This window comes from Micromonospora sp. NPDC085948 (genome assembly GCF_040686315.1).
Lineage (GTDB): Bacteria > Actinomycetota > Actinomycetes > Mycobacteriales > Micromonosporaceae > Micromonospora.
The window spans coordinates 386,153-399,556 of the sequence record NZ_JBFBJW010000003.1; the positions used below are offsets into that span (position 1 = coordinate 386,153).

General features: G+C 70.5%; 11 protein-coding genes and 1 pseudogene. 6 read left to right on the plus strand and 6 right to left on the minus strand.

Annotated features, from left to right (window positions below):
• Positions 1-12: 12 nt before the first annotated feature.
• A pseudogene (locus AB0O48_RS11400) lies at positions 13-150 on the minus strand (helix-turn-helix domain-containing protein); the annotation flags it as partial.
• Between the two features lie 565 nt (positions 151-715).
• Here AB0O48_RS11400 and AB0O48_RS11405 point away from each other — a divergent pair.
• From AB0O48_RS11405 to glgB, 3 genes are all read left to right on the plus strand, one after another.
• Positions 716-1,243, plus strand: a complete 528-nt coding sequence (locus tag AB0O48_RS11405; RefSeq protein ID WP_365064854.1) for a hypothetical protein — start codon at positions 716-718, stop codon at positions 1,241-1,243.
• Between the two features lie 165 nt (positions 1,244-1,408).
• A complete protein-coding gene (locus AB0O48_RS11410; RefSeq protein ID WP_357569958.1) occupies positions 1,409-3,484 on the plus strand; it encodes a maltotransferase domain-containing protein in 2,076 nt (691 codons plus the stop codon).
• Positions 3,472-5,574: a 1,4-alpha-glucan branching protein GlgB gene (gene glgB / locus AB0O48_RS11415; RefSeq protein ID WP_365064858.1), complete on the plus strand. Its 2,103-nt coding sequence runs from the start codon at positions 3,472-3,474 to the stop codon at positions 5,572-5,574. Before AB0O48_RS11410 ends, glgB begins: the two co-directional genes overlap by 13 nt.
• A gap of 117 nt (positions 5,575-5,691) precedes the next feature.
• Here the strand turns inward: glgB and AB0O48_RS11420 are convergent, their stop codons facing one another.
• The 5 genes from AB0O48_RS11420 to AB0O48_RS11440 form a co-directional block, all read right to left on the minus strand.
• Positions 5,692-6,561, minus strand: coding sequence for a hypothetical protein (locus AB0O48_RS11420; RefSeq protein ID WP_357245787.1), 870 nt, complete (start codon positions 6,559-6,561; stop codon positions 5,692-5,694).
• A gap of 17 nt (positions 6,562-6,578) precedes the next feature.
• Positions 6,579-7,097 (minus strand): sigma-70 family RNA polymerase sigma factor, encoded by a 519-nt coding sequence (locus tag AB0O48_RS11425; RefSeq protein WP_357245790.1) that lies wholly within the window; start codon positions 7,095-7,097, stop codon positions 6,579-6,581.
• Positions 7,098-7,197: 100 nt separating this feature from the next.
• The gene (locus AB0O48_RS11430; protein WP_357245793.1) at positions 7,198-7,821 is read right to left on the minus strand and encodes a hypothetical protein; all 624 of its coding nucleotides are present in this window, start codon (positions 7,819-7,821) and stop codon (positions 7,198-7,200) included.
• 100 nt (positions 7,822-7,921) lie between these two features.
• A complete protein-coding gene (locus tag AB0O48_RS11435; RefSeq protein WP_357245796.1) occupies positions 7,922-8,572 on the minus strand; it encodes a hypothetical protein in 651 nt (216 codons plus the stop codon).
• Between the two features lie 384 nt (positions 8,573-8,956).
• Positions 8,957-9,997 carry a phosphatase domain-containing protein gene (locus AB0O48_RS11440; protein WP_357065533.1) on the minus strand — a complete coding sequence of 347 codons (1,041 nt, stop codon included), beginning with the start codon at positions 9,995-9,997 and terminating at the stop codon, positions 8,957-8,959.
• 173 nt (positions 9,998-10,170) lie between these two features.
• Between AB0O48_RS11440 and AB0O48_RS11445 the strand changes: the two genes are divergently transcribed.
• From AB0O48_RS11445 to AB0O48_RS11455, 3 genes are all read left to right on the plus strand, one after another.
• Positions 10,171-11,790: a hypothetical protein gene (locus AB0O48_RS11445; RefSeq protein WP_357245799.1), complete on the plus strand. Its 1,620-nt coding sequence runs from the start codon at positions 10,171-10,173 to the stop codon at positions 11,788-11,790.
• Positions 11,791-11,841: 51 nt separating this feature from the next.
• Positions 11,842-12,639: a peroxide stress protein YaaA gene (gene yaaA / locus AB0O48_RS11450; protein ID WP_357245802.1), complete on the plus strand. Its 798-nt coding sequence runs from the start codon at positions 11,842-11,844 to the stop codon at positions 12,637-12,639.
• A gap of 107 nt (positions 12,640-12,746) precedes the next feature.
• Positions 12,747-13,403 carry a hypothetical protein gene (locus AB0O48_RS11455; protein ID WP_357245805.1) on the plus strand — a complete coding sequence of 219 codons (657 nt, stop codon included), beginning with the start codon at positions 12,747-12,749 and terminating at the stop codon, positions 13,401-13,403.
• Position 13,404: the final 1 nt, after the last annotated feature.

Below are 13,404 nucleotides of genomic sequence, written 5' to 3' on the forward strand. Positions count from 1 at the left end.
TTCTCAGTGGGCCAGCCGACGTACCCCACGCTGGACCTTGTCCACCCAACTCGTCGACTTGCCCAGCCGGTCGGCGAACTGCTGCTGCGTCATGTTGCGCCGCACCCACTCGGGTTTCCGGAGACCGCTCGAACCAGGATCTAGTGGCATCGCCGACGCGCCGAGACCACTACAACCAGGATTCTGTGCGAGCTTGCAGCCTGCGGATCGTCGCGACGGGGCAGGGCAGGCGAGGTGCTTGGCCGCGCGCAAGCGGACGACCGCCGGACGACGGGAGCGGCGGTCAGCGGCCCGGTGTGGTCAGTCGTACGGCGTGGTCAGCGTCAGGCCCCTGTCACGTGTCTCACACGACACGCGACACAAGCCCGACACGGTGCGTCTCCTGCGTCTCGGGTATTGGCTCGACGCCTGGATGGTCGGCTGCCAGGATGCTGAGCCATGGCGGACGACGGGTCGAGCAGCCCACCGCAGCTCGCGGCGTGGGCGGATGTCGACCCGGCGCGATACCCGTTCGACCCGGTCGAGATGTCGGTGGCGGTCCGGGCGTTGGTCCCTCCGCCGCCTCCCCCGCCGGCCTTCCGCGACGGCGGGTGGGTCGGGGGAGCAGAGGCCTTCGCCTGGGTCGATTCCGTCAGCACTCTGCTGTCCGACCGGTACGGCCCGTGGGCCTATCGCTGGCACTGGGGGCCCCCGGGAGAGGGAGCATGTGGGCTTCGTGACCGACCGCATCCCGGCCCCGGCGGACGCGCCGACGTTCGTCGCCGACGCGCTGCTGGCCTGGCGGCGCTGGTTGGAGAGCCTGGCTGAGCGGTTCGACCACCTTCTGCCGTCGCTCGATCCGGGGCGGGCCGGCGACGCGGCGGAGGTCGTCGCCTGGGAGGTCGCCGGCGAGCAGTTGATGACCTTCGTCGCCGCCCCCGTCGTCGACAACGACGGCTGGCAGGGGTACTCCCAACTCACCCTGCAGTGGTTCCTCACCGCCACAGGCATACCGCCGGAACAGGCGCGGGTGGTGGTCGGCGGAGCCCTCAAAGGGTTCGGCTGGTGGGCGCCGCTGACCGCGGTGGAGATCGGCGAGATCGGCGGCAGGATCGCCCGAGACGTGCTCGGCCTCACCGGGAGCGTGCCGCCCGGCCGAGTCGACGACTGGCCCGACACCTGGCCACACGGTTGGCCGACCTGGCGGGCGACGAACACCAGCGCGGGCGCCGGGCCGCCGCCCGACCGTGGGCGCTACAGGTGATCTGCCCCTCACCGACGCCACGAAGACGCGCACAACGTCGGAGGGTGACGCCGCGCGGCAGCACGTACCCCCGAACGTGCACGGATCTTGACGCGCAACCCCGGGGTAGGGCGGACCGGCGGGCTTGCCCGCGCGCGAACGGATCTCGCGCAGTAGGTTGGCGGGGTGACTGGACGGTTCCCGATCGAAGACGTCTCCCCTGTCGTCTCGTGCGGGCGGTACCCGGCCAAGGCGGTGGTCGACGAACCGGTCCCGGTGTCGGCCCGCGCCTACCGGGAGGGGCACGACGCGCTCGGCTGCAACGTGGTCTGGATGGGTCCGGATGGCGTCACCAGGCCGTTCACCCGGATGCGCCCCGGCGAGCCCGGCCAGGACCGGTGGCACGCCACCATCCGGCCGGACGCCGTCGGCTCCTGGGCCTTCGCCGTCGAGGCGTTCCAGGACCCGTACCTGACCTGGCAGAACGCGGTGACGAAGAAGATCGCCGCCGGGCAGGGGTCGGAGGACCTGGCCAACGACCTGGCCGAGGGCGCGCGGGTGCTCGCCGCCGCCCGGGACCTGGTCCCGACCGCCGAGCGGCCCCGGATCGCCGACGCGCTCACCGCGCTCGTCGAGACCGACCTGCCGCTGCCGCAGCGGGTCGGCCCGGCCCTGGCGCTGGCCGACCTGCTCTGGGAGCACCCGGTGCGGGAGCTGGTCACCTCCGGTGACACGTACTCGATCTGGGTGGACCGCAAGCGGGCGCTCTACTCGGCCTGGTACGAGTTCTTCCCCCGCTCGGAGGGGGCGACGCAGGACCGGTCCGGCACCTTCGCGACCGCCACCGAGCGGCTGCCGGGCGTCGCCGCGATGGGCTTCGACGTGCTCTACCTGCCGCCGATCCACCCGATCGGCCGGGTCAACCGCAAGGGCCGCAACAACGCGCTCACCGCCGGGCCGACCGACGTGGGCTCGCCGTGGGCGATCGGCGCCGCCGAGGGCGGCCACGACACGATCCACCCCGACCTGGGTACGCCTGCGGACTTCCGCGCCTTCGTCGAGGCGGCGGCGGCGCAGGGCCTGGAGGTGGCGATGGACCTGGCGTTGCAGTGCGCGCCGGACCACCCGTGGGTCACCGAGCACCCGGAGTGGTTCACCACCCGGGCCGACGGCAGCATCGCGTACGCGGAGAACCCGCCGAAGAAGTACCAGGACATCTACCCGGTCAACTTCGACAACGACCCGGAGGGCATCCGGGCCGAGGTGCTGCGGGTCGTGCTGCACTGGGTGGGCGAGGGCATCCGGATCTTCCGGGTGGACAACCCGCACACCAAGCCGTTCGACTTCTGGCGCTGGCTGATCGCCGAGGTGAAGAAGGTCGACCCGGACGTGCTGTTCCTGGCTGAGGCGTTCACCCGGCCGGCCATCATGCACGGCCTGGGCAAGATCGGCTTCACGCAGTCGTACACCTATTTCACCTGGCGCACGACGGCCGCGCAGATGCGGGAGTACTGCGAGGAGCTGGTCGCGTCGGCCGACCACATGCGGCCGAACTTCTGGCCGAACACCCCGGACATCCTGCACGAGTCGTTGCAGCACGGCGGCCCGCCGATGTTCAAGATCCGGGCGGTGCTGGCCGCGCTGCTCTCCCCCTCCTGGGGCATGTACGCCGGTTTCGAGCTGTTCGAGCACGTGGCCCGGCCGGGCGCGGAGGAATACCTGGACAACGAGAAGTACGAGCTGCGCCCCCGCGACTGGGCGGGCGCCGAGGCGCAGGGCCGATCGCTGGCGCCGTTCCTGGCCACCCTCAACCGGGTACGCCGCGACAACCCGGCCCTGCACCAGCTCCGCAACCTGCGCTTCCACGAGATCGACAACCCGTCGCTGCTCTGCTGGTCCAAGCACGACCCGGACACCGGCAACACCGTCATCGTGATCTGCTCGTTCGACTCACGTGTGGTGCAGTGGGGTAACACGACCCTGGACATGCCGGAGCTGGGGTTCGACTGGCACGAGCGGTTCACCGTGTACGACGAGCTGACCGGCACCAGCTACGACTGGGGGCAGCGCAACGCGGTGCGGCTCGACCCGTACCTGCAACCGGCGCACGTGCTGACGGTCCGCCGCCCGGCCGCGCCCTCCGCGCCGGAGCCCGCCGGCGTAGAACCGGCGGACCTCACCGTCACCGACGTCCCCACCGAACTCTCCGGCGGTACCGCGCCGACCGCCCCCGCCCCGAAGGACGACCGATGGACCAGCTGATCACCGGCGCGACGCACGACCCGCACGCGCTGCTCGGCGCGCACCCCGCCGAGGGCTCGACGACGATCCGCACGATGCGCCGGGGCGCCGGTGACGTGGTGCTGCTCGTCGGCGACGAACGGCACCCCATGAAGCGGGTGCACGACGCGGGTGTCTTCGAGACCCAGGTCGACGGCACCGTGCTCGACTACCGGGTGGAGGTCGACGGCACCGCGCACGACGACCCGTACCGCTATCCACCGACGCTCGGTGAGCTGGACCTGCACCTGATCCGGGAGGGCCGGCACGAGCGGCTGTGGGACGCGCTGGGCGCGCGGGTATTCGACGAGGGCGTCGCCTTCAGCGTGTGGGCGCCCAACGCCCGCGGCGTGCGGGTGGTCGGCGACTTCACCGGCTGGTCCCCGGACGACGGCTGGCCGATGCGTTCGCTCGGCTCCAGCGGCGTGTGGGAGCTGTTCGTCCCCAACGCCCGCGTCGGGGCGCGCTACAAGTACCGGGTGCTGGGCGCCGACGGGCAGTGGCGGGACAAGGCCGACCCCCTGGCCGCGTACGCGGAGGTGCCGCCGGCGACCGCCTCGGTGGTGCACCACTCGACGTACCGGTGGAACGACGCGGACTGGCTGGCCCAACGGGCCGAGCGGCAGCCGCACCAGGAGCCGATGAGCGTCTACGAGGTGCACCTCGGTTCGTGGCGACCCGGGTTGGGCTACCGCGAGCTGGCCGACCAGCTCACCGCGTACGTCACCGAGATGGGCTTCACGCACGTGGAGTTCCTGCCGGTGATGGAGCACCCGTTCGGCGGTTCCTGGGGCTACCAGGTGACCGGCTACTACGCGCCGACCTCCCGCTTCGGTGATCCGGACGACTTCCGGCACCTGGTCGACCGGCTGCACGCCGCCGGCATCGGCGTGCTCCTCGACTGGGTGCCCGCGCACTTCCCCAAGGACGAGTGGGCCCTCGCGCGCTTCGACGGCACCCCGCTCTACGAGCACCCGGACCCGCGCCGGGGCGAGCACCCGGACTGGGGCACGTACGTCTTCGACTTCGGCCGCAACGAGGTCCGCAACTTCCTGGTCGCCAACGCGCTCTACTGGTGCGACCAGTTCCACGTCGACGGGCTGCGGGTGGACGCGGTCGCCTCGATGCTCTACCTGGACTACTCCCGGGAGCACGGGCAGTGGACCCCGAACCAGTACGGCGGCCGGGAGAACCTGGAGGCCATCGCGCTCATGCAGGAGGTGACCGCGACCGTCTACAAGCACCACGCCGGGGTCGTGATGATCGCCGAGGAGTCCACCGCCTGGCCGGGTGTCACCAGCTCCACCACGGAGGGCGGGCTGGGCTTCGGCTTCAAGTGGAACATGGGCTGGATGCACGACACCCTGCTCTACACCTCGAAGGACCCGATCTACCGCCAGCACCACCACCACCAGCTCACCTTCTCCCTGGCGTACGCGTGGAGCGAGAACTACGTGCTGCCGATCAGCCACGACGAGGTGGTGCACGGCAAGGGCTCGCTGGCCGGCAAGATGCCCGGCGACACCTGGCAGCGGCTGGCCAACGTGCGGGCGCTGCTGGCGTACATGTGGGCGCACCCGGGCAAGCAACTGCTGTTCATGGGTTCCGAGTTGGCCGACGACCGGGAGTGGAGCGAGGAGCGCGGCCTGGACTGGTACCTGCTGCACGACCCGGCCCGCGCCGGCGTGCAGCGTCTCGTCGCCGACCTCAACCGGGTCTACCGGGACACCCCGGCGCTCTGGGCGCAGGACACCGAACCGGCCGGGTTCCGCTGGATCGCCGGCGACGACGTCGCCAACAACACCGTGTCGTTCGTCCGGATCGCCCCGGACGGCTCGACCCTGGTGTGCGTGGCGAACTTCTCCGCCCAGCCGCTGCACGACTACCGGATCGGCCTGCCGGCCGGTGGTACGTGGACCGAGGTGCTCAACACCGACGCCCACCACTACGGCGGCTCCGGGGTGGGCAACCTGGGCGCGGTGCGCGCCGAGGACGTGCCGTGGCACGGGATGGTCGCCTCGGCTGCCCTCCAGGTGCCACCGCTGGGTGCCGTCTGGCTCCGTCAGGGCTGACCACTGGTGCTCTGCCTGCGTGACGACGCGTTGTTCGGTGCTAGCCGGCGCTCCGGCGCCGAACTGCCTGAGTAGGTGCCGGGGCGTAGCTGAGGCCGGGTTTCGGAGGCTAGCGGGTCACTGCCTTGCTCGGTCCGCCAGCTCGCTCAGGAGAGCGAACTGTTCGCCTTCTTTCTGGGCTCGATAGGCGGGATAGGACGAAGGGGCTGTCGCCGCGATCACATGGTCGGCGCCCTGGGCGAAGACGCCGCAGGTCGGATGGACCAGCTTGTATCGGCTCAGGTCAGCGGTGGGGTCTTGGATGGGGGCGCCGGGCTTGCGAGTGGGGGGCGGCTCACCATTCCAACGCAGCAGCCATACGGCGGGATTCTCTGGTAGGCGGGACCGCATGCGGTCGAGCACCGGATTGATGTCGCCGGGTAGGAAAGCAGCGGGGAATTCCACCCTCACGACGCCGTTCAGCTCGGGCCGCAGCGAGCCGCGAAGCACCTCGTGCACGTGGAGTTCAACATCGGCGAACTGGAGATCGTGGAGGATGCGGCCGATGTTGACGGCGGCGACCCTGGCGATCACCGTCGCGGTCGCCTTGGCGAACGCCGCCTCCAGCGTGCCGGGCGGCGGAACCATGGACATGGCCTCTGAAGGTCGTAGCGCTTCGAAGAAGGGCTGATCGGAGGCACGGTAGCGGTCGAGGCCCGAGTCGACTGGGGTCGGCCGATTCGCCACCGGGGGGCGTGCCAGGTCGTCCGCCTTCACAGCCCACACACCTGCACCGGTCACGGCTGCGGCAGCCACGGCGACCAGCACGGCTCGGCGCTTCGTTCCGGACCGGTGGTCCTCGTCCACAACACTGTCGCGAGCTGAGACGATCTCTTCGAGCATCACCCGCCTCGCCTCTGTGCTGGTGAGCCGGACAACCGCAGCCGGATCAGGCACGACGGCCCGCCGTACCCACCCGTCGACGAGCCCATTCTCTTCCTGACGCATGACACCCCTTCTCGTCATCACGATGTCCGCTGGTGCTGCCGGCCCGACACCGGCAGTTGCATCTCCCGGGCCAGACGTGTTCGGGCTCGGTGCAGGCGGACACGAGCGGACACGGCACTGCACTCGAGGACCACTGCCACTTCGGTGGGGCTGAGGCCCTCGACCGCGGTGAGAATGAGGATGTCGCGGTCGGCAGGTTTCAAGCGGCGCAGCGCTTCCCAGACCGGGTCGCGGGTCCTGTCGGCGCTCTGCTCGACCAGGATGGGCTCGGCCCGCAGCCGCGCGATCAGGCGTTCCTGCCTGCGGCCGGTACGAGCCTGGTTGGCAAGCACGCGGCGGGCGATGCCGTACAGCCAAGCCCGTACGGCATCGCCCGCTGGTGCGGTGTCCCGGCGACGCCAAGCGACGAGCAGGGTCTCCGCGGCGGCGTCCGCCGCGTCCTCCCAGGTGCCGGTGCGGCGAAGCGCATAGTGGACGATGAGGTCGTAGTGCTCTGAAAAGACCCGTTCGAACCATGCTGACTCCGCCGATCCCACCCAGCTCCGCCTCGCGCATCGGTGCCTGGCTCATGTGGCTGGCCGACCAGGCTCTACCGGTAGATGTCCGGTCGCCTCCAAACCGTTACAGGTGCCCGGACTATTTCTTCCGCACGAGTGTCACAAGATCACTCAGCTTGGGCAGCGACTGCGCCTCCGACTGCGCACCGCTTGTCGGTTCGTGCCCCTCACCCGACTGCGCAGTCGCGGCAACGACGCCCTTCTCGCCCTGGGTGAAGACACCGCAATTCGTATGAACCAGCTTGTACTTCGTCTTGTCGACAGTGGGGTCCTCCGCAGGGACGCCGGGCTTGCGTGTTGCGGGCGGCTTACCATCCCAGCGCAGCAGCCAGACGGCCGGGTTCTTCGGCAGATGCGAGCTCATCTGATCGACCGCCGGTTGGACCGGTGCCGGCAGGAATGCCACCGGGAACTCGACCTGCACAACGCCCTTCAGTTCAGGCCGGAGCGCACCGTGGAGCACTTCGGCGATGCGGAGCTCCACATCGACGAACTGGAGATCGTGGATCAACCGCCCAGCGCGAACACCGATAGGCGTCGCTAACACCGTGGCTGTGCTCTCGTCTAAAGCAGCCTCCAGCGACACCGGCTGCGGCCTGAGGACAGCGCCGTCACCCAGGCGAACTGCTTTGTAGAACCCGAGGTCTTGCGCGGTATACCGGTCCAGCACGTTCGCTGACACGGCCGGCTCCGCGTTCGTCATGCCCTGCTGCCCACAGGCGGCCGTCATGGCCACAGCTATCACTGCAGAAACGACGGTTCCAGCGAATCGCGACGTCGTCGCCCTCATTTCTTTCACCCCGTCAGTAGCGCGCGTTGATGTGGCTGATGTCATGAGCGTGGAGAATGGAGCCCGTGTTCGCAACAAATGGGTCCCACCAAATGCAACTATTCGAAGACACGGTGTTGTGTCGCAGCCCTACGGTGTGCCCCAATTCGTGACAAGTGAGCAGACGGCGCTGGAAGTCGGTATCGAAGACGCCGCTCGCATTCCAGTACCAGTAGGCGTTAAATCTGTTCTGCTGACCTCGGCACCAACGATTGGGGTGACTTCCACCGGTACCAGAATTCTCATCCGTGCAGTAGGTGATGCCGAAGAAATCAACGCTGCCGTAGTTCCAATCATGCACCCAGACGTCAGGCAGCGGGTCTGACTCGTCACGGTAAACCACCATGTCAGTGGCGTTGTACTGGGCGATCGCGTGATTAGCGGCGATCTGCATGCGTGGAATGTCATTCGGATAAGTCGGCGTGTCGGACGATGTCAGGTTGACGAACCGGATAGCGTGTTGCGAGTTGTTCGCGAGGCTCACACATGCGATGGCAGTATCGCAGATCGATCCCCAGTTGCTAGCGAAGGCGGGCCGGCTTCCTGGATGCGCCACGATCAGTCCGAGGCTGACCACGGCAACGGTCAGAGCGGAGAGGACCGCACGGGGGGTGGTTCGAATCATCCGCCCAGGGCTCCTTGGATGTTCGGTCGAATATTCCGGAAGGGGACGCACGAGGGTCAGCAGAATGCTCAGACAGAAAGGATTCGATCACCTCGGTGGTCCCACCGCCAGCTTAAGGATCAACCACCACTTCGATCAATGACGAACACCAGAGAGTGAGAAGTCTTCAATCGCACATTGATCTTCTTTTGGACGGTTCGACGCATACAGGTATTGCCGCTCGCCCGCCCGCCGATCAAACTCCGCTCGCGGATCCGATTCGCCCCGGCGCCGATCTGGCCAAGGTAAACAGCGAATAGCAACCCAGCGCTGATGTAGGTGAACAATGAATGGCCGTTGGGCGTAGCCAGCGCTGCAATTCTCGGATGCCGGCGAGAGTTGCGCTCAGACCAGGTTGGCGTCGCGCAGCAGTTGCCACAGGCCGGCGCCGTCCGGCGCGGACAGCCACTTCTGCCCCACCGGCCCCGACGACGGGCGACCCGCCGGGGCGGGCAGGGTGCCGGCCAGCACGGACTGCGTCGGGGAGAGCCGGCGGATCGCCACCCCGGCGACGTTCTCCGGGTGGGCGGCGGCGAACTCCCGGTAGATCTCCTGGTCGTGCTGGCCGTCGTCGCCGACCAGCAGCCAGCGCACGTCGGGGAACTCCCGGGCCAGCCGGGCCAGGGTGACCCGCTTGTGTTCCATTCCGCTGCGGAACCAGCGGTCGGCGGTCGGCCCCCAGTCGGTGAGCAGCAGCGGCCCGGCCGGGTAGAGGTGCCGGGACAGGAAGCGGGTCAGGGTGGGTGCCACGTTCCACGCGCCGGTGGAGAGGTAGAAGACCGGCGCGCCGGGGTGCGCGGTGACCAGCCGCTCGTAGAGCACGGCCATGCCGGGCACGGCGTTGCGGGCGTGCTCGTCGAGCACGAACGTGTTCCACGCGGCGAGCAGCGGTCGGGGCAGCGCGGTCACCATCACCGTGTCGTCGATGTCGGAGATGATGCCGAACTTGACCTCCGGGTCGAGGATGCGCACCGGCGCGTCGACCGGCTCGGCGTCCGGAACGCTGAGCCGGACCGTGCCCCAGCCGGGTGGCAGGTCGGCCTCGACGAGTGTGTCGACGAAGCCGCTGCGGTCGGCCTGCGTCTCGTGCCGTACCCCACCGGCCTCGATGGTCACCGTGACGTGCTTGTTGGGCAGGGTGGTGAAGCTGCGCCAGCCCCGGACCTTGTCGAGCCGACCCCGCTGCCGGGTGTCCGGTCGGCCCAGCAGCACCCGACACATCACCCGCACCCAGCCCGGGGCGCCATAACCGGTGTAGGCGACGATGTTGACCCGCCAGCCGGTTCGCCGCAGCCGGCGCTGGACGAGCTGGTGCACGGCGTCCTCGATCCGCGCAGCCCGGTGCAGGTTCGGAACGGCCAGTTGACCGGCGGGAGTGGGTGGCACGCGCCAACCCTGCCACACGTTGACAGCCACGGCCACGCGAGCCGACCCCGGCCGTGCCGCTGCGGCCCGGCCACCGCGGAGCCGGCCCAGACAACCCCGGCTGCGCCGATCCACCTCGGCGGCCCGTCCGGTCGTGAAACACTCCGGTCGGGACGACGACGGGGGCGTTGGTCGTGTCGCATCCAGAGCAGCACCGTGGGCGATGGCGCCCGCGACTCGACCGGCCGGCGCTCGTCGCGCTGCTGTTCGGGCTGGCCGGGGTCGTCTACCGGCTGGTCCTGACGCTGTACACGGTGCCGGTGTCGAACAGCGACGAGGCCACCTTCGGCCTCGCCGCGCTGCACATCGGGCAGGGCCGGGAACGCCCGGTCTTCCTGTACGGCCAGCACTACATGGGGATGTTGGAGTCGTACCTGGCCGCGCCGCTGGTGGCGGTGGCCGGGCCGAGCTGGCCGGTGTTGCGGCTGCCGATGCTCGCGCTGTACGCGCTGTTCCTCTACCTGATCCACCGGCTGACCCGCCGGCTCTGCGCGCCCTGGTTCGCCACCTTCGTGGTGGGCCTGCTCGCGCTCGGTGGTGAGCGGGTGGTCCGCGACCAGCTCACCGTCGTCGGGGGACGGCCGGAGGTGAAGCCGGCGGTGCTGCTGATGCTGCTGATCACGGTGGGGCTGGCGACCGGCACCGTACGCCGTCGGCGGCTCGCCGTCGCGCTGTTCGGCCTGCTCGTCGGGCTCGCCGCCTGGTCGGACTGGCTGATCCTGCCGTACCTGGCGGTGGCCGGGCTGGCGCTGGTGTGGGCGCTGCGGCGCGAGCTTCTCGGCTGGTCCGGCCTGCTGCTGGTGGCGGGCGTCGTGGTCGGGATCGCGCCGATGGTCTGGGACAACCTGCGCGCCGGGCCGGGTGAGGACTCGTGGACCGTGTTCCGGGAGGTCAGCACCAAGGCGGGGCCGTCGCCGCCGTGGTCGGAGCGGCTCCGGGGCGGCCTGCTGGAGGGAGTGCCGCTGGCGCACGGGCTCTGCCCGGTGGACGGCTGCGGACGCTGGCAACAGTGGTTCGGGGTGGTGTATCCGCTGCTGCTGCTGGTCGGCGCGGTGCTCGCGGTGCTCGCGTACCGCCGGGCCGGCGCGAGCCCGCGCGGGGAGCGGGTCGGGCCGGTCGTACAACTCGCGCTGGTCGCCGGTGCCGCGTTGACCCTGTTGTCGTACGTCCGCAGTCCGCTCGCCGCGACCAGCCCACTGGACAACGCCCGCTACCTGTCGGTGCTGCAACTGTCGCTGCCGGCGGTGCTCTGGCCGCTCTGGGTGGCGGCGCTGACCGCCTGGCGGGGCACCAGCAGCGTGCTGGGGCGGTTCACCGGAGCGCTGTCCGCCGCCGCGCTCGTCGCTCTGACCGCCACCACGCTCGTGGTCACCGTGCTCTTCGCGGCCACCGGCACCGCCGCCTCGCGGACCGAGGAACGCCAGGCCCGGGAGTTGGCCGCCGCGCTGCGCGCCGACGGACCCCACGAGGTGTACGGGGACTACTGGACCTGCAACCGACTGATCTTCAACACGGACGAGACGGTGGTCTGCGCGGTGCTCGACGGTGACCTGTCCCCCGGGCAGAACCGCTACCGGCCGTACTGGCGGCAGGTCGGGCGGGCTCCACGGCCCGGCTACGTGGTGGAGGCCGGTTCCCCGATGGATCGGCGGCTGCGCCGGCTGCTCGCCGACCGGGCCGACGCCACACCGGTGCGCGAGGTGGGCGGCTATCGCGTGTACCACCCCGAGACCCCGGTGCGGCCCTGGCGCTGAGGGCGGGTCGTACGCTGGCCGGGCCGCCGTCCCGCCCGTCGAGGAGACCCGATGCTCATCCTGCTGCCGCCCTCGGAGGGCAAGGCCGACGCCGGCACCGGGCGGCGCTGGGCCCCGGACCGGCTCTCGCTGCCCGAGCTGAACCCGGCCCGGGAGCGGGTGGTGGACGCGCTGGTGGCGCTGAGCGCTGGGCCGGACGAGGCGACGGCGCGGGCGGCGCTCGGCCTCAGCGAGGGCCAGCGGGACGAGCTGCGCCGCAACGCCCGGCTGCGGGAGGCGGCCACCGCGCCGGCGGAACGGCTCTACACCGGGGTGCTCTACGAGGCGCTGGAGCTGACCTCGTTGCCGGTCGCGGCGCAGCGGGCGGCCCGTCGGTCGATCCTGATCAGCTCCGGGCTGTGGGGCGCGGTCCGGCTGGCGGACCGGATCCCCCCGTACCGCTGCCCGATCGGCGCCCGCCTGCCGGGCGTCGGGGCGTTGTCGGCGTACTGGCGTGGGGAGCTGACGCAGGCGTTGGACGCCGCCGCCGGCCGCGGTCCGGTGCTGGACCTGCGCTCCGGCGCGTACGCGGCCACCTGGACGCCGCGGGGAGGGCTGGCCGAACGGACCGTCAGCGTGCGGGTGCTGCACGAGCGGGAGGTCGACGGCGTGCCGGTCCGCTCGGTGGTCAGCCACTTCAACAAGGCGACCAAGGGCCGGCTGGTCCGTGATCTCCTCGTCGCCGGCGCCAGACCGCGCTCGGCGGCGGAACTGCTCGGCACGCTGCGGGAGTTGAAGTACACGGTCGAGGAGCAGGCCGCCGCGCCCGGCCGGGTGCGGCAGGTGGACCTGGTGGTCACCGACCTGTAGCGGTGCGAGCAGTCGCAAGATTTGCTCAAGGCTGGGCCGGAAGAGTTCCGTAACGACGAAGCAGGGGCCACGGTAGGGGCACCCAGACTCCGACGAGGGAGCCTTCGTTGACCCGCGAAACCGCCCTGCTCGACCGGCCGCGCTCGTCGGCGCCGCCGCCCCCGCTGGACTGGCTGACGCTCGGCGACGCGTTCGAGGCCGCCTGCCTGCTGCGCTGCACGCCGCCGCCGACCACCGCCCGGCCGAACCCGGCGCACGCGCCGGGGGTGGAGTTCAACCGGGAGGACGCCGCGCAGCGGATGCGGCAGTTGCTCGCCCGCCTGGATATTCCGGTCACGCACGAGGTCGCCGTCGGGGGCCTGCGCCGCCGCTACGAACTGCACCGGCTCTGGGTGCCCCAGGAGCAGCAGGACACGTACGCCCGGCTGTTGGAGGCGGGCTGGTGGCAGGGGCGGCGCGCGCTGCTGGGCGGCCCACCCCCCGGCACCTCGCCGGCCCGCCGGCAGTTGGTGACCCGACTCGCGGCGGCGGCCTGGCGGTCGGCGCTGCTGGCCGCCGGCCGACACGTTCGCCGACACATCCTCGGCGTTCGGCTCACCGACCGGGAGTTGGCTGCCGTGCTGATTCGCAGCGCCGCCGTGCTCGACGTCCCGGCCCGGCTTCGAGCGGGCACCGGCTGTTTTCTGGTCAGCGTGGCCGACGGTCCGGACCGGGCGCGGATCCTGAGCAACGCGGCGCTGGAGCCGGCCCGCCCGACCTGCTGAC